General features: G+C 49.2%; 18 protein-coding genes. All 18 read left to right on the forward strand.

The genetic code is table 11. The features are described from left to right. Positions 1-11: 11 nt before the first annotated feature. The 18 genes from B9N89_RS16210 to cobS are packed head-to-tail and all read left to right on the forward strand — an operon-like array spanning position 12 to position 16,786. Positions 12-1,127 (forward strand): cobalt-precorrin-5B (C(1))-methyltransferase, encoded by a 1,116-nt coding sequence (locus B9N89_RS16210; protein ID WP_132320639.1) that lies wholly within the window; start codon positions 12-14, stop codon positions 1,125-1,127. Continuing rightward, positions 1,124-1,777 (forward strand): precorrin-8X methylmutase, encoded by a 654-nt coding sequence (locus B9N89_RS16215; protein WP_132320386.1) that lies wholly within the window; start codon positions 1,124-1,126, stop codon positions 1,775-1,777. The genes B9N89_RS16210 and B9N89_RS16215 overlap by 4 nt, the downstream gene beginning before the upstream one ends. After that, complete coding sequence (gene cbiE, locus B9N89_RS16220) at positions 1,770-3,014, forward strand: precorrin-6y C5,15-methyltransferase (decarboxylating) subunit CbiE (protein ID WP_132320388.1); 1,245 nt, start codon at positions 1,770-1,772, stop codon at positions 3,012-3,014. Before B9N89_RS16215 ends, cbiE begins: the two co-directional genes overlap by 8 nt. Beyond that, positions 3,014-3,766: a precorrin-2 C(20)-methyltransferase gene (cobI, locus tag B9N89_RS16225; RefSeq protein WP_132320390.1), complete on the forward strand. Its 753-nt coding sequence runs from the start codon at positions 3,014-3,016 to the stop codon at positions 3,764-3,766. The genes cbiE and cobI overlap by 1 nt, the downstream gene beginning before the upstream one ends. After that, complete coding sequence (locus B9N89_RS16230) at positions 3,763-4,881, forward strand: cobalt-precorrin 5A hydrolase (protein WP_200820732.1); 1,119 nt, start codon at positions 3,763-3,765, stop codon at positions 4,879-4,881. Before cobI ends, B9N89_RS16230 begins: the two co-directional genes overlap by 4 nt. 1 nt (position 4,882) lies before the next feature. Then, entirely contained in the window at positions 4,883-5,716 is an 834-nt protein-coding gene (gene cobJ / locus B9N89_RS16235) for a precorrin-3B C(17)-methyltransferase (protein WP_132320394.1), read from the forward strand. Positions 5,717-5,728: 12 nt separating this feature from the next. After that, complete coding sequence (locus tag B9N89_RS16240; protein ID WP_132320396.1) at positions 5,729-6,130, forward strand: precorrin-3B C(17)-methyltransferase; 402 nt, start codon at positions 5,729-5,731, stop codon at positions 6,128-6,130. Positions 6,131-6,139: 9 nt separating this feature from the next. Next, positions 6,140-6,919, forward strand: a complete 780-nt coding sequence (gene cobM, locus B9N89_RS16245) for a precorrin-4 C(11)-methyltransferase (protein WP_132320398.1) — start codon at positions 6,140-6,142, stop codon at positions 6,917-6,919. Then, on the forward strand, positions 6,916-8,406 hold the full coding sequence (gene cobA, locus B9N89_RS16250; protein ID WP_132320400.1) for a uroporphyrinogen-III C-methyltransferase: 1,491 nt from the start codon (positions 6,916-6,918) through the stop codon (positions 8,404-8,406). Before cobM ends, cobA begins: the two co-directional genes overlap by 4 nt. After that, entirely contained in the window at positions 8,399-8,926 is a 528-nt protein-coding gene (gene cobO, locus B9N89_RS16255) for a cob(I)yrinic acid a,c-diamide adenosyltransferase (RefSeq protein ID WP_132320402.1), read from the forward strand. The genes cobA and cobO overlap by 8 nt, the downstream gene beginning before the upstream one ends. Next, positions 8,926-10,287 (forward strand): cobyrinic acid a,c-diamide synthase CobB, encoded by a 1,362-nt coding sequence (locus B9N89_RS16260; RefSeq protein ID WP_132320404.1) that lies wholly within the window; start codon positions 8,926-8,928, stop codon positions 10,285-10,287. Before cobO ends, B9N89_RS16260 begins: the two co-directional genes overlap by 1 nt. Beyond that, positions 10,284-10,985: an adenosylcobinamide amidohydrolase gene (locus tag B9N89_RS16265; protein WP_159455419.1), complete on the forward strand. Its 702-nt coding sequence runs from the start codon at positions 10,284-10,286 to the stop codon at positions 10,983-10,985. The genes B9N89_RS16260 and B9N89_RS16265 overlap by 4 nt, the downstream gene beginning before the upstream one ends. Continuing rightward, on the forward strand, positions 10,985-11,521 hold the full coding sequence (cobU, locus tag B9N89_RS16270) for a bifunctional adenosylcobinamide kinase/adenosylcobinamide-phosphate guanylyltransferase (RefSeq protein ID WP_132320408.1): 537 nt from the start codon (positions 10,985-10,987) through the stop codon (positions 11,519-11,521). The genes B9N89_RS16265 and cobU overlap by 1 nt, the downstream gene beginning before the upstream one ends. Then, positions 11,518-12,450: a cobalamin biosynthesis protein gene (locus tag B9N89_RS16275; protein ID WP_132320410.1), complete on the forward strand. Its 933-nt coding sequence runs from the start codon at positions 11,518-11,520 to the stop codon at positions 12,448-12,450. The genes cobU and B9N89_RS16275 overlap by 4 nt, the downstream gene beginning before the upstream one ends. Continuing rightward, a complete protein-coding gene (locus tag B9N89_RS16280) occupies positions 12,440-13,480 on the forward strand; it encodes a pyridoxal phosphate-dependent aminotransferase (protein ID WP_132320412.1) in 1,041 nt (346 codons plus the stop codon). Before B9N89_RS16275 ends, B9N89_RS16280 begins: the two co-directional genes overlap by 11 nt. Then, on the forward strand, positions 13,477-14,997 hold the full coding sequence (locus B9N89_RS16285) for a cobyric acid synthase (RefSeq protein ID WP_132320414.1): 1,521 nt from the start codon (positions 13,477-13,479) through the stop codon (positions 14,995-14,997). The genes B9N89_RS16280 and B9N89_RS16285 overlap by 4 nt, the downstream gene beginning before the upstream one ends. Next, positions 14,994-16,016, forward strand: coding sequence for a nicotinate-nucleotide--dimethylbenzimidazole phosphoribosyltransferase (gene cobT / locus B9N89_RS16290; RefSeq protein WP_132320416.1), 1,023 nt, complete (start codon positions 14,994-14,996; stop codon positions 16,014-16,016). Before B9N89_RS16285 ends, cobT begins: the two co-directional genes overlap by 4 nt. Further along, positions 16,013-16,786 (forward strand): adenosylcobinamide-GDP ribazoletransferase, encoded by a 774-nt coding sequence (cobS, locus tag B9N89_RS16295; RefSeq protein ID WP_132320418.1) that lies wholly within the window; start codon positions 16,013-16,015, stop codon positions 16,784-16,786. Before cobT ends, cobS begins: the two co-directional genes overlap by 4 nt. Positions 16,787-16,910 lie beyond the last annotated feature (124 nt).

Below are 16,910 nucleotides of genomic sequence, written 5' to 3' on the forward strand. Positions count from 1 at the left end.
CTTTCATGGCGATGCAACATGCCATCAATAAGTCTGGCCCTGACAAAGGACTACGCACTGGATACACTACTGGAGCCTGCGCAGCCGCAGCAGCCAAGGCTGCCACCCGTGCGCTTCTTTATGGTGAGAGACTAAACCATATCATAGCAACCATCCCCAATGGCGAACGCGTGGAGTTTTTACTTCACCGCTGCGAGATTGAGGGCAACATAGCCCGTTGCAGCATCATCAAGGACGGCGGTGACGACCCAGACTGCACCCATGGAGCAGAGATCATCGCTGAAGTCGAGCTTAACCAAGAACCAGGGGTCGCTTTGCAGGGAGGTATAGGAGTTGCGCAAGTGACCAAGCCTGGCTTGGGGCTTGAGGTCGGTGGCCCAGCCATCAACCCAGTACCAAGACAGAACATCACGGCTATGGTCCAAGAGGAGCTGGAGGATGGGCCATACTGTGGCGCGACTATCAAAATCACAGTCCCAGATGGTGAAGAACGAGCGAAGAAAACCATCAATGCGCGACTCGGGCTTATGGGTGGCATCAGCATACTAGGCACCACCGGCATCGTCTTGCCCTATTCAACAGCTGCCTTCATCGCTAGCGTTGTACAAAGTATCGCACTAGCTGCCAGTGAAGGAGAGCCTTCCGTCGTATTCACTACAGGGGGACGATCGGAGCAATACGCAATGAAGCTCCTACCCTCTATTGGTGAATCAGGATTTATCCAGGTGGGCGACTATATTGGAATCGGCATTCGCAATAGCATACGCCAGAAGAGAAAACGAATCTATATTGTAGGAATGATGGGTAAGCTTTCTAAGATGGCTGACGGAAGAATGATGACTCATGCTTCAGCAAGTGAAGTTAATATGCTAATGCTTGCCGAACTTGCTGCGGACATCGGTGCATCTCAGGAGATCTGTGATCAAATTCGCAAAGGTAACACGGCGCGCCACGTCCTTGAAATTTGCGAAGCCTCAGGTCTTATCCATATAACTCAGAGAATCTGCGAAGAAGTCATTCACAAGTGTCACAAATTCGCTCGGGGACTCATCACGTTTGATGTCACCATGGTGTCGTTTACCGGGGAAGTTCTGGCACGGGCCAAGCAGGAGGAACTTGATTTATGAAAGATATGAGACAGATGACTGAACTCGGTCGTAGCATCGAAACGAGTAGCTTTGGTATCATTGATGCAGAAGTTGGAGAACATAACTTTAGCCCCGACCAATGGCAGGTCGTACGTCGTGTGATCCACTCCACTGCCGACTTTGAGTTCAAAGCTTTAACCAAAATTTCAAGTGATGCCATCGATCAAGGAATCAAGGCACTACAGAATGGGTGCCCGATCATCGCCGATGTAAAGATGATTCAAGTCGGTCTCAACGAAAACCGATTGAAGCAGTATGGCTGCCAGGTTTATAGCTTTATTTCAGATGAGGATGTCATTCGCGAAGCTAAGGCGAAGAACTCCACCCGCGCCATAGAATCCATTCAGAAAGCTCATCGGCAGGGGCTACTGGACGGCGCTGTAGTTGCAGTAGGCAATGCACCTACCGCCCTTCTAGAGACAGTCCGATTGATCGAAGAGTTAAACGTACGACCAGCATTGATCATAGGAGTTCCAGTGGGCTTTGTTTCCGCAGTAGAGTCCAAGGACGAGGTGATCGAGTCTTCTGTACCCTATATTGTCACCCGAGGCCGTAAGGGTGGTTCGACCATCGCAGTTGCTATTATCCATGCCTTGCTATTCTTGGCTGCGGAGCGTGAAAATGGCTAAATTTAAAGCCATTCGACTCATCGGCATCGGTGATGATGGTTGCCTAAGTCTGAGCAGTCGTGCCTATAATGCAAGCATCGATTGCCAAATCCTGGTTGGCGGAGAGCGACAGCTAGCTTTCTTCCCCGACCATCCTGCGCGAAAAATAGTTATCAAAAAAAACCTCAAGCAGCTTGCCAGCGATATCGACGAGATGAGTCATGAGTACAACATTGGTATTCTAGCGTCTGGCGACCCTCTATTTTTTGGTATTGGCACTTTGCTGATCAAGCGAATTGGAATCGAAAATATCGACATCATTCCGTCGCCTAGTTCAGTTCAGCTGGCCTTCGCAAAAATTGGCAAACCCTGGCAGGACTGTCGGTTTCTCTCCGTCCATGGTCGCCCCTTAGATGGGTTCGTCAATAAGGTTCAAAGCCATCGAAAAGTCGCTGTTCTCACAGATCAGGACCGTTCCCCCCAGCAGATTGCACGCCGACTAATAGACTATAAAGATGAAGCTTGGGCTTTTTGGGTCTGTGAAAACCTTGGTGGAGTTGATGAAAAAGTCACCCACTTTGATCATACTAGAGCCCTTGAAATACACCCTAGCTTTAGCCCACTTAATGTATTGATCATGGAGCGCCCTCCATCGTGGCAGCCAAGACCCGGGATTTCTTTTCAAAGTGAGGAGGCATTTTCTAAACGAATGCCTAGGAAAGGCTTGATCACCAAAAGTGAAGTTAGATTGCTAACGCTCGCCAAGCTCCAGATTCAGCAAGCCGATGTGGTCTGGGACATCGGAGCCGGATCTGGCTCCGTAGCCATCGAAGCAGCCAAGTGCTGCCCTGAAGGCTTTGTCTATGCCGTAGAGTGTGATCCTCAGGGGATTCCTTTCTGCCAGGAGAATATATTTTCGCATCAAGTAGACAACGTTCACTTGCTTGAAGATCGTGCCCCAGAATGCTTCGAAAAGCTGCCTGACCCAGACGCTATATTTGTTGGAGGTAGCAAAGGTTCCTTGCAACAGATTATATCTAAAGGCATGGAGCGACTAAAACCGCAGGGGCGATTGCTTGTGAATGCAGTGACCCTCGATAATGTTGCCGAAGCTCGACAAGCATTTCAGCAACTCGGAATCCTACCTGAAATGGTCATGATTCAAGTATCAAGGGGCGTTCCATTGGCCGGCAAATACCTCAAGTACGAAGCGCTCAATCCCATTCACATGTTTTCAGTGACCAAAGGAGAGTCATAATGCAGATGCAGAAAGGCAAACTCTACGGGGTCGGAGTGGGGCCCGGTGCTCCAGACCTTCTCACCTTGCGTGCGCTTAAGGTTTTACAATCTGTTGATGTCTTAGCCATTCCCCGACCAAACCCTTGGTCAAAATCCTTGGCTTGGCGGATTGCTGAACCCAACCTAGAAGATCGAGGCGATCAGGAGAAGCTATTTCTCACTTTCCCTATGACGAAAGACCCCGATGTTCTTGTCCCAGCATGGCAAACGGCCTTCGATGAGATTGGTGAGCGCCTCGATCAGGGAAAAAATGTGGCTTTCCTAACTCAGGGCGACTGCATGGTCTATAGCACCTTTATCTACCTTTACGATCACGCCCGAGAAAACTGGCCGGAAGTTACTATTGAAGTTGTCCCTGCTGTGTCATCGATCAGTGCTGTACCTTCGGCCATCGGCACTCCCCTAGTGGATGGTCAAGAGCGAGTCGCAGTGCTACCTGCGACTTACGGAACTGAGGACTTGAAAAAAGTCTTACAGGACTTTGACTCTGTGGTGCTGATGAAGGTTGGGTCGGTGATGGACAAGGTTATAAATGTTCTCGAAGACGAACAACTCCTAGAGAAGGCAGTTTATGTGGAGCGGGCAACAAGCAATCAAGAGCGTATTGTCAGAGACCTCAGGTCGCTAAAGAACGACAAATGCGTTTACTTCTCAATGGTCGTAGTAAACAAAAAGGAAAGAGCTGGAATACTTCAGGGGAGGGTCCATTGAGCCTACGGAAGCCTTTTGCAATCTATGGAATTACAAAGCATGGCTTAAAAACCGCTGCCCGCATCAAAGCCGCCTTTCCAGAGGCAGATCTATATGTTTCGAAGAAACTGATGGGTCAAGCCCCAGCGGACAGCTTGGAACTACCACTTCCCTTCAGCCCTTTGCTTAGAGAAACTTTCCCAGCTTATGACTGCCATATTTTTGTAGTGAGCGTCGGGGCAGTGGTTCGGATGATTGCACCACTGCTTCAGAATAAAAAAACCGATCCCTCAGTTCTTTGTATTGATGACGCCAATCGTTTCACGATTTGTCTGTTATCGGGTCATGTAGGGCGAGGCAATGAGTTTACGAGTCGGGTGGCTGAGGCTCTAGGCAATCAAGCCGTGATCACTACCGCTTCGGATTCCATCGGAACCCTTACTGTTGATATTTTGGGACGTAAGCTTGGCTGGGTCTTGGAAGACGATCATCACAATGTCACCCGTGGTTGTGCTGCGGTTGTCAACGAAGAGCGGGTACTGATTGTTCAAGAAACAGGTGAACCAGATTTTTGGCCTCTCGATAAGAAGCTACCACCCGGAGTAGACTACTGTCATAGCCTAGATCATGTACCAGCACAAACGTTTGATATGCACCTCATCGTATCGGACCGGGATATCCCCAATTTATATCCATATCTCTACAGAAATGCTGTGGTCTACCGCCCTAAGAGCCTGATCCTAGGTATTGGCTGCGACAGAGGGACTCCATTTGAACTCCTAGAACGTGGTATTCATGGGATCCTCAAAGAATTTAAGCTCAGCTGGAAGTCAATAAAGGGGTTAGCTACCATCAGTATCAAAGCCGATGAGCCGGGTCTAGTCGAGCTCGGTAAACGCTACAACTGGCCTTTGATCGCCTACGAACCGAAAGCACTGGACGATATGGAAGGCGTCGAGAACCCATCAGAACTTGTTAAGAAGTATACCGGCAGCCGAACCGTAGCGGAGGGTGCAGCACTCAAGCGATCAGGTGCAACGAGTTTACTTGTCAGTAAACAAAAATATACGGAGCCAAACATCGCTAAGAACATGACTCTAGCTATCTGTAGACTCCCGTTTGATAAAAGGAATTAGCATGGAGCAAAGCAAAATGGGCAAACTCTATGTTGTGGGTATCGGACCTGGTGCTCATGAGCATATTTCGCCAGCAGCCCTAGCAGCGATCGAGGAAGCTGATCTCGTCGTCGGCTATCAAACCTACATGTTACTCGTGAGAAAGCTTATCAAAGGCAAGGATAAGGTACAAACTGGTATGACCGAAGAAATTGGTCGGGCTCGAATGGCAGTTGACGAAGCCGCGAATGGTAAGGTTGTCGCTATTATCTCATCGGGAGATGCTGGGGTATATGGCATGGCGACTCTGATGTTTGAAGTCCTTAAGGAACGAGGCTGGCAGCAGGGTGATGCACCTGACATTCAAGTGATCCCTGGCATGACAGCGCTCAATGCCTGCGCATCCCTGGTAGGAGCACCTCTAGGTCATGACTCTTGCATGATCTCGCTTAGTGATCTATTGACACCATGGGATATCATCGAGCGTCGCATCGAAGCTGCAGCTTCGTCAGATTTTGTTATCGGTCTCTATAACCCCGCAAGTGGCCGGCGCCAACGGCAAATTGTTCGCGCCCAACAGATCGTGTCTCAATACCGCGACCCTACGACTCCAGTAGCGCTTATTAAAAGCGCTTACAGACATCGTCAAAAAGTAGTTAAAACTGATCTCGAACATATGATCGACTATGAAATTGGGATGCTAACCACGGTGCTAATAGGTTCGACCCAAACCTACATGTACGAAGGCTATATGGTCACTCCCCGTGGGTATCACCATAAATACGATTTGGAAAGCGGGACTGCAAACCCTGGACAACGGCCTGGCTTCGGCCTAAACACTGAGACTTTATCATAGTAGGAGAATATTATGGCGTTGATCGGACGTATCGCTGGCGCGATCTTGCTTAGAACAGAAGAGAAGTCCTATCTTATCGGCGATCTCAAAGAACCCTGTTCTTTCGAGGATCGAGGGTTTCACCCTCCCCTTGAGCGAGATGTAATCAAACACCCCTTTGTTGAAATCCAAACCAACGGTAAGGATGTGATTTGCGATGATGACTACGAGCTAGTGGTAACTGAAGATAGCTCTCTCCCATCGAAGATCGTTGATCGCTTTTTGATATTCCGCAATGGTTCTATCAGTGAAAGACTCTGGGGGTTGGTCACAGAGTCTTCAGAGGCTGAAGGAAAAAGGGTCAACGCTGAATGGCTCATGCAAACTCCCGATGATGTTTGGGAGATCGTTAGAGATTCAGTACTGCGCTGCTAGGAGATTAAGATGAAGGTATATATTATCGGAGCCGGGCCAGGAGACCCAGAGCTAATCACGGTGAAAGGTCAGAAGCTGATCAGCACTTGCCCAGTGGTCCTCTATACAGGGTCGCTAGTTCCCCCTGAGGTTATCACCATGGCGAGTGGTGATGCAAAGGTACTCAATTCAGCTGGGATGACACTCGATGAGATCATGACCGTGATTCAAGAAGCTGCCGACAGTGGTCACGACGTCGCTCGGGTGCACACCGGTGATCCCTCAATATTTGGTTCAACAGCTGAGCAAATGCGGCGGATGGATCGACTTGGAATCAGCTATGAGATCGTTCCTGGTGTTTCTTCATTTGTCGCGGCAGCCGCAGCATTGAACAAAGAACTTACCCTACCGGAAATTTCACAAACGGTGATCATCAGTCGCGGCGAAGGACGAACCCCAGTGCCTTCAAGCGAACGTTTGGAAGTGCTTGCTCAATCAGGAGCAACCCTTGCTTTGTTCCTAAGCATCACGTTAATCCGAAAAGTGACCCGACAACTGATTCCGTTTTATGGCGAAGACTGCCCTGTGGCAGTCGTCCATAAGGCAAGCTGCCCTGAACAGATCATCGTGAAGGGCACTTTGAAAGATATTACAAAGAAAGTAACAGAAGCTAGGATCACGAGCCAATCGATGATTCTGATTGGCAAAGTCTTGGATACTCACGACTTCGCGGAGTCACGCCTCTACGCAGCCGACTTCAGTCACGGCTATCGCAAGGCTGAGGTCCAAACTGTTGAGTCTAAATCATGAGCCTTGTTTATCTAGTTGGGGGCGGCCCTGGAGACCCGCGTTTGCTGACTCTGAGAGCCAAGGACCTAATAAGTAAGGCAGACCTACTTGCTTACGATGACTTGATTCATCCCCAGATTCTTAGCTTTGCACCTCCCAGTGCCAAACTACTTGCCATTGGATATCGGGGTCTTCGTCAGCGTCATGGCTCGGCTCCATTGCTGCATCCAGAAGTGATCGAGGCTGCAAAGGCAGGCAAGACGGTTGTGCGCCTCAAATCTGGCGATCCGATGATTTTCGGGCGCGCATGGGATGAAGCGAAACTTCTAGAACAGCATAGTATCGCCGTAGAAGTAATTCCGGGAGTCACTGCGGCTGCAGGAGCGGCAGCTAGTTTCGGCTTGCCGCTGACCCTAAGAGGGATCAGCTCAGGAGTTACCATTGAAACAGGCCATCAAGGAACACAGCAGAGGGACCTCCAAGAGAACACTCGGGTCGTGTACATGCCTAGGGCAGGAATCAAAGACTATTGCCAGAAGCTATTGGCCAGCAGTCGTTTTTGTTATGATACTCCAGCGATTTATGTTACAGCTGCATCGACTCCCCTAGAAGAGCAATACCCGACAACACTTGGTCAGCTTGCTAGCACTATTCATAACTACCGCGGCGGCAGCCCAGGAATCGCGATTATTGGTGAAACTGTCAGCTACCGCTTGCGATCTCGGCAACAGGCCCCTCAAGATCGCCCTCTTAGATCAAAACGAATCCTGGTTGGGCGCTTAAGACCAGGGAATTCTCGCCTCGCAAGAAAGCTGCGAGATCTGGGGGCTGATGTGATTGAAGCGCCTCATGTGAAGTCGGCTCCATTGCAAGACTATGATTCCTTTGACAAAGCCATCCAGAATCATCACACAAACGAAGTTTGGTTTTTCGCGTCCTCAGAATGTGTGGTGATGTTTTTTCAAAGGCTAGAAAGCCTTCAACAGGACATCCGAAACTTCAAGGCTGAGTTTGCAGTTGCTGGGGAGGAGGCCAGTCGCGAACTTAGAAAATATGGAATTCAAGCCAACTCAACAAGCCATGGCCTTTGTGAAGACGATTTAGCAAAACACAAGGATACATGTTTCAATAAGTCCATCAAGATCCTTAGCTCTACAAATAGCAAGCCTCTATGGTTAGAGCATATTCGACCATGGGCCGCCGAAATCGAGACAATCCCATGTTATGAGCGCACCTTCCAAGCGACAAGGCTAGTATCTCCACCACCGCACTACCTAGCGTTGCCAAGTTCAACGGTAGTAAAGGCTCTCTGCGACTTCGACTATGGGTTTGATATAACTCAAGTGACCGCTTTTGCTATCGGCCCCAAGACTTACCAAGCAGCAAAGGCGCGAGGCATCAAAGATGTTTTTATGAGCGAGCATGATCAAATTGAAAGTCTCGTCGACTCCATTGTCAAATATCAACAAACAAGCATGAAGACTATCGAGGAAACTTATTATGAATGAAAGCCAGAAAGGGCTGCTCGTCGTATACACAGGACCAGGCAAAGGCAAGACCACAGCTGCATTTGGTATGGCATTCCGTGCTTTAGGAAGAGGATTAAAGGTTGGTATTGTTCAGTTTATCAAAGGCAAGTGGCCCACGGGAGAACGACGGTTTGCCGAAACTCTGGATGGAGTGGACATGTTCGTTATGGGCAAGGGCTTCACCTGGGAGAGTGATGACATCTCTCAAGATAAAAAAGCTGCTGCTGAAGCATGGCAACAGAGCCTCAACTTAATTAAAAATGGTCAACACCCGATCGTAATCCTCGATGAAATTACATACGCCATGAATTATGGATTTATTGATAAGAATGAGGTCAAAGACGCTCTGATGAACCGACCACCCCACGTAACCGTGGTTGTCACCGGCCGCAATGCGCCTCAGGCGATCTTAGATCACGCTGACCTCATTACAGAGATGCAAGCTGTCCGCCACCCTTTCACTCAAGGAGGCAAGGCGCTTATAGGAGTCGATTACTGATGGCTCAAATTCCAAGGTTGGTCGTTGCTGGTTTATCCAGTGGCGTCGGCAAAACAACTTGTATGGTTGGTCTAACCATTGCTTTGAGACGTCGCGGACTAAAGGTCGCGAGTTTTAAATGCGGCCCTGACTATCTTGACCCAAGTTACCATCATCGAGCCAGTCAACAGACCTGTCACAATTTAGATGGCTGGATCATGGGGCAAGATGCCATTCTCGAAACCTTTCAACGTGCTAGCCGAGACGCAGATATTGCTCTGATTGAAGGAGTGATGGGTTTATTTGATGGTGCTAGCCCTCGTAGTCCCGCTGGCTCTTCGGCGGAGATTGCACGCTGGCTACAAGCCCCTGTTCTCGTCACAGTTGACGCATCAGGCATGGCAAGAACCATTGCCGCCATCGAATCGGGTTTGTTGCATTTCGAGCCTGATTTGCCGGTGGCAGGCCTTATTACCAATTTCGTAGGTTCCCAAAGCCATAAAAATCTGCTGCAGGAAGCGCTTCGCCAACTTCCAGTGATTGGTGGTCTACCAAAGAGGCCTGACCTCGCTTTTCCGGAGCGACATCTGGGCTTGAGCACCGCTAGGGAGCAAGCCGTCCCCCAGGCACAACTGGAAGCGTGGGCAGATATGGTGGAAGAATGGTTTGATATTGAGCAAATCCTGGAGATTGCTGGAAACGCACCATCCCTCCCTACCGCAAGTGACGTCATGGAACAGCCTTCTTCTACTCGCTGCCGTATTGCCTACGCTTGGGACGAAGCCTTTCACTTCTATTACGAAGATAACCTAGCTCGCTTGCGACGCTTAGGCGTTGAACTCGTCCCATTTTCCCCAATCCATGACTCAAGAATTCCAGACGCTGATGGCCTTTATCTAGGAGGAGGTTATCCTGAACTTTTTGCCACCGAGCTGGCAAACAATAGTGCAATGCTGGCTAGCATTCACAGCTTCGCTGAACGAGGCAAGCCCATTTACGGAGAATGTGGAGGATTGATTTACCTTTGTGAAAGCCTCCAAGACCTAGATGGCAAAACCCACTCTATGCTTGGGCTTTTGCCCGGCTATGTAACGATGAAGGACAAACTACAAGCCCTTGGTTATGTTGAAGTTGAAACTCAAGACCCAAGCTTCTTAGGGGATGCAGGAACCCGATTCCGTGGCCATCAGTTTCGGTATTCCACTATTGTCATGGATGGTTCGATCACAGAAAGCTATAAGCTACGCAAACGACGAAACCAGGAGCTTAGTCGTGAAGGCTTTCGCAAGGGACAAATCCTTGGCAGCTATGTCCATGCTCATTGGGCATCAAACCCTCAGATATGCGAGAATTTCATCCAAGCCTGCGAGGCTTTTCGATGATAGCAGAATCCGAACAAACCAAAAGCTCAACTCAAGAGCACATGCAGCGGCTGCTGCACGTTCCCTTTCAAAATCCTTGCCGCGTGGCCTCCTGGGCGATCCTCAACGGCGGTCTGAAACAAGCTTCAGGAGTCGCTTGGCTAAGAGTTTGCTCCGATGACTTACAGCCTCCCGTTGATCCAGCCGCTTTCTTACACGATCAGCTCAGTTACGCTGGTCTAGGCAACTGTGTGGGCCTAATGACTAGTGCCCGTTTGGAAAACGCATGCCATCGCCAACAATCATTTGGAAACTACTGGATCAAAGCCACAGCAACAGCAGGGCTTGGCAATGCCATGAGAATCGGGGATAACCCGTCACCATCGGGCCGCATTGGAACCATCAACATTGCTGTTGAGTGTAGCCATGGACTAACGGATGAAGCCCTTATAGAAGGGCTTGCTATGATTACTGAGGCGAAGGTCGCAGCTGTCTTCGATCATCGTATCAGTAGCTACATGAGCCCTAGACAGGCTACGGGTACAGGAACTGATTGCTGCGTGATAGCTGCCCCCATCACCGAAAAACAGCACTATTACTGCGGCAAACACACAACTTTAGGCCACCTTATCGGCGAAGGTGTCTACCATGCTGTTGCCGGTAGCATTTCCAAGTGGATCAAGGACAACCCAAACCATCGCCTTCTAGGAGGATTCTGATGTCCCAGATCTTTCTCGTTAGCGGTGGTTGTCGATCCGGTAAGAGCCGCTTTGCCCTAAGCCTTGCCGAGACTTATGAGCGAGCCATATACCTGGCAACTGCTCAAGTCTATGATGATGAAATGGCTGATCGGGTTCTGCGTCATCAACAGGAAAGACCCTCTCATATGCGAACCATTGAAGAGCCTTTGAAGTTAGAGGCTCTGCTCGAAACATCTTTGGATTGCGATGTTCTCATCTGGGACTGCTTGACTCTTTGGCTATCGAACATGCTCTGTGAAGGCCACAGCATCGATCAAACCCTTGAGCAACTGCAAGGGATTTTAAGCATTCTCGGTAGCCAATCATACGATAGCATCATCGTTAGCAACGAGGTAGGTCTCGGTATCGTGCCCGAATCAGCACTGGGCAGGCAATTTAGAGACCTCGCTGGCTGGGCGCACCAAATGATTGTGCCACTTGCTAAGGAGGCCTATTTACTAGCCATGGGTGTACCGATAGGCTTAAAAGCCTTGCAAAAGAGTCAGCAGTTATGAATGATCCAAGTCTTCTGCTTACTATCTTAGCGCTTAGCCTACTTCTAGATCAAGTGATTGGTGAATACCCGAATCGCTGGCACCCAGTGGTATGGATTGGCCGAAGTATCCGTTGGATGAGACAGCTTGTTCCACATGGAGACCCCGTCATTGCCTATTTATGGGGATTGGTGATCGCCTTATTCGTACCTGCTGTCTGGGCAGGCCTCGTTGCTCTTTTGTCATACCTATTCGATCATTGGCCATGGCTATGGGTTTTGCTGGGTACCTATGTTCTCAAAGCCAGCTTTGCTCTCGAAGCCCTTGGCCTAGCCAGCAAAACTGTAGGGCACCATCTAGACCAAGGGCAACTGGAACAGGCTCGCTTTGAGCTGCGTAGTCTCTGTAGTCGCGATGCCAGCCAACTTTCAGAAGAACAGTTGATTGGAGCCTCAGTGTCTTCCATTGCTGAGAATTTATCGGATAGCTTCGTCGCACCCCTATTTTACTTTCTTATATTTGGATTACCAGGTGCTATTGCCTATCGAGCCATCAATACTTTAGATGCCATGCTTGGCTATTGGGACGAACGGCGTTGGATTGGTCACTTCTCTGCCAAACTTGACGACTTGGTGAACTATGTGCCAGCTCGTATCACCGCCCTGCTCATCACGGCAGTTGCCACCATAGAATCAAGAGACTCAAAGAGCTTTCCAATTATGATTCGCGACCATTTTTTAACACCGAGCCCCAATGGTGGTTGGCCCATGGCCGCCATGGCTGGAGCCCTAGGGATCCAACTGAGTAAGCCTGGCGCTTATAAGCTTGGAGATCCTGAGCAAGGTCTTAGCTTCCAATCCTTAGGTGAATCATGGCGGCTCGCTAAACGTGCTGGCCTACTATTTTTCGGCGTCAGTGTCATGTTACTGGGAGTACAGCTTGCAACTTGAATCTCGCATACATGGAGGCATCGCACAGTATCAGGCTTCCCATCATACTTTGGATTTTAGTGTTAACATCAACCCATACGGCCCCAGCCGTAGAATGGAACAGGTCATCAGGCAAGCAAAATATGATGAGTATCCAGATCCACATTGCTTCAAACTTAGAAAGGCTATTAGCCAGTGGCATCACTGCGATATTAATCAGATTCACATCGGTAATGGGGCTGCTGAAATTTTTTGGTCTCTAGCATCCACAAGGCAGGAGAGTGGCGGCATCGCTTTAATCTTAGAGCCCACTTTCAGCGAATTTTCTGTAGCCTGTCGTCAAAGGGGTTATGACCTTAGGGAAGTGAGAAGTCAATCTTCTCACGGATTCAAGCATGGGATCCCTTCGATTGAGCAAGCCCTGACGTCCTTCAAACCAGTATTTACCTATATCTGTAATCCCAATAGCCCCACTGGGACATATATACCAGGCCATCAGATCCGCTCTCTCGCCACTCGTTTCTCAGAAAGCATTTTTGTTCTTGATCAAGCATTTATTCATATGAGTCCCTTTAGCCAAGATGCAAGGCAAGACTACCCTGAAAATGTGGTTCAAATTTTTTCATTTACTAAGGATCATAGCATTCCTGGAATTAGGCTAGGCTACGCTAAGGGATCTCCATCAATAATTCGAAACATAAGTCACCAGACGCCAACATGGAATGTTAGCTCTCTGGCTCAAGCAGCTGGATTGCAAGCCTGCCGGGAATCAAACTTTGTCAGCCAATCCTACCTTCAGGTTCAAAGCAACCAAGACTACCTATTGCGTGTCATCGAAGACCTCGGCATTCCCTGGCACGTTGGTCATTGCCCCTTCGTTCTACTTAATGTTGGAAATGCTGATAGGCTGCAACAAAATCTGTTACACCATGAGATCTTGGTGCGATCTTGCTCCTCTTACAAGCTACCGGGCTGGATAAGAGTTTTCCCAAGACCCAAGCCGGATATCGATCAGCTAATCCACGCTTTGAAAAAGGTAGTCGAATCATGAAATGCCCTGTTTTGATGGTACAAGGAACCGCCTCATCGGTGGGTAAAAGTTTGCTAGTAACCGGCCTTTGTCGCTTATTCAAACAGAGAGGTCTTCGTGTTGCCCCATTCAAAGCGCAAAACATGGCTCTTAACTCATACGTAACTCCTGATGGCGCCGAAATCGGACGCGCTCAAGCAGTGCAAGCAGATGCAGCCGGAGTGACTCCCACCGCTACGATGAACCCCATTTTACTAAAACCAGAAGGAGACCGCTGGTCTCAGGTGGTGATCCTTGGCAAGGTTCACCAAAGCATGACAGCCCTTGATTATCACAGACTGAAGCCTGAACTTCGTCAAACAATCGGTCAGAGCCTCGATCAGCTTCGGGAAACTCATGATCTCGTCATCATTGAAGGAGCTGGCAGTCCTGCTGAAATCAATCTGAAAGCCAATGACATCGTGAATATGTTCGTCGCCAAACAAGCTCAGGCCCCGGTGCTGCTTGTGGGTGATATTGATCGCGGGGGAGTATTTGCATCTTTTGTGGGAACAATGGAGTTGCTTGATGCCGATGAACGGAACCTTGTGGCTGGTTTCGTGATCAATAAATTTCGCGGCGACAAGAGCCTGCTCGACCCTGGGCTGGACTTTCTCGATGACCGCACCGGTCGCCCTAGCCTGGGCGTGGTTCCTTATGTGAAGAATCTGCGCTTGGCTGAAGAAGATTCTATCGCCTTAAGCGAACGTCCCAACTTCTTAAGTGACTCTCCAAGGAAGATCGATATTGCTATTATCAGGCTTCCCAGAATCTCAAATTATGACGAATTCGATGCTTTGGAACATGAACTGGGAGTCCATGTTGCTTATGTGAGTGATGGCCAAAGTATTTTGGATGCCGACCTCCTTATCATCCCTGGTTCAAAGTCGACGAGTACAGATCTCGCATGGCTTTACGAAACTGAGCTGGCTGCGGCGATCCAAGAGCGAGCACGACAACAGCGCCCCATCATAGGAATCTGTGGGGGCTGTCAGATATTAGGCCAACGTGTAAGTGATCCTAATGGCATCGAATCATCAATCGCTGAAATTCAAGGCCTGGGCGTCTTACCCCATGAAACCGTGATGGAAAGACACAAGTTGACCACCCAAGCCCGAGTTAAACTGGAGCAATCGATGTTTGGCTTAGATACGGGCCAATCCTATAGAGGCTACGAAATCCATTTGGGCAAACTGATTCGTCACAATCAAGCAGGGCCCATTTTTTCCATACATGAGCGCAACCAAGAAGACTGTCTGGTGACTGATGGCAGTTATCAAGATTCTGTCATGGGCACACTGATCCATGGATTGTTTGATGAGGATCATTTCCGTCGTCCCATTCTCGCCTACCTAGCGGCACTAAAAGGACTTACATGGGCAGGCGCGGAAGCTCTTGTCAGCCGTGATATGGAATATGATCGCCTAGCAAAAACTTTGGAAGAACACCTCGATATGCATGCTATAGATGCGATTATCGAAAAACAGAGGACCACATGATCAAACCGTTGAATCGATCCTTAGAGACTGAAATTCAAAAACGAATCGATGAGAAAACCAAACCACTAGGATCTCTGGGTCAACTAGAACACCTAGCAAAGCAGATAGCTCTGATACAAGGCACCTTGAACCCGAAATTAAACATGCCCTCTCTCATCCTTTTCGCAGGAGATCACGGGCTTGTGGATGAGGGCATTAGCCCCTATCCCCAGCAAGTTACTGTGGAGATGCTAAAGAACTTTGTTGCTGGTGGTGCTGCCATCAACTGCTTCGCTAGGCAGCATGACTTGGACCTCAGCTTGATCGACTGTGGAACTAAGATTGCTTTTTCTCACCCACAAGTCATTCCCGCACGCCAAGGGCCTGGTACCAAGAACAGTTTGAAAGGCCCTGCGATGACAAATGAACAGCTCAAGTCTGCCGTTGAACACGGACGAAAGCTGGTCCTCGCCCGAAAGAAGGTTGGTAGCAACGTGATTGGCTTTGGGGAAATGGGCATCGGCAATTCTTCTGCAGCCGCCCTTATCACCAGCCGACTTTGTGATGTACCCCTAGAAGCCTGTGTCGGCCGGGGAACTGGCTGCGATGATAGGCAGCTAAGGCAGAAGAGTCAGGTTCTTCGAGCTGTTCTTGAGAACCATTCTACGGCTCAAAGCCCACTTGAAGTGATGCAAGCCTTTGGAGGCTTCGAAATGGCCACAGCTCTCGGAGCCATTCTAGCTGCTGCGGAAGAAGGCATCTTGATTCTGATGGATGGTTTCATCATGAGTGCTGTCGGCCTTGCAGCGGTTACGCTACAGCCACATGTTTTAGAGTACATGGTCTTCTGTCATCGCTCTGCCTCTCCCGGGCATCGCATCATCTTAGAAACCCTCGGTGTCGAGCCCGTTCTCGATCTAAGCATGAGACTCGGCGAAGGTACGGGCATTGCCGTTGCCTACCCCCTTTTGGAGTCTGCGGTTTGCTTCCTTAATTCCATGGCAAGCTTTAAAGAGGCAGAAGTGAGCCGATCACTATGAAATTTGGTCAAAATTCACGATGGCTGCTTGTGAGCCTTAGCTTTTTTACACGCATACCAATAGACCTTTCAGAGTTGCAAAAGGAGGACCTAGAGCGCTCCCTGCGATACTTTCCCTTAGTTGGGCTGATCCTAGGAGCCATTCTAGCCCTGAGTTATACGGCCATGATTCAGATTTGGTCTCGTGATATTGCAATCATTCTTACATTGATTCTGAGCCTCGCGTTAACAGGTGGGCTCCATGAAGACGGCCTTGCCGATTCCGCCGATGGCCTATTCGGGGCATTTGAAAAAGAAAAAGTTCTCGCTATTATGAAGGATTCTCGCCTCGGTTCGTACGGAGCCTTATCTCTCATTGCTAGCTTTATTTTGAAGTATCTTTGCTTAAAGGAGATGGCCGACCCACTAGTGCCCTGGGCTTTTGTGATCGCCCACCCTCTGAGTCGGCTCGCTGCCTGTACTCTTACTTGGTACCTGCCCTATGCTCGATCGACTCCCAGCTATGCGAAGAACCTATTAAGCCATAGCCAGAAGCAGGACCGCTGGTTTCAAGGTGTCGCAGGAACGACTCCTCTTATACTACTACCCTTTACTCAGATTGCAGCCCTACTGACACTTGGGCTTGGCCTTATCCTAGTGACTAAAATGTGGCTATCTAAACGAATTGGTGGTTACACGGGTGACTGCCTCGGGGCGACTCAGCAGTGTGCCGAAATCACAATTTTTCTCTTTTTATGTTCAAACCTTACTGGTTGGAGCGGGGTTTTTTAAAGCCTTGTTGGAAGGCTTGTGACGCCATTTTATGTTCATTTTGAGCGCTACACTGAGTTCAAGTCTTGAACAAGCAACCCCTCCATGGTAACCACACCGCATCGTAACACACAAGTTTAGGAGT

The organism is Pseudobacteriovorax antillogorgiicola (genome assembly GCF_900177345.1).
GTDB lineage: Bacteria > Bdellovibrionota_B > Oligoflexia > Oligoflexales > Oligoflexaceae > Pseudobacteriovorax > Pseudobacteriovorax antillogorgiicola.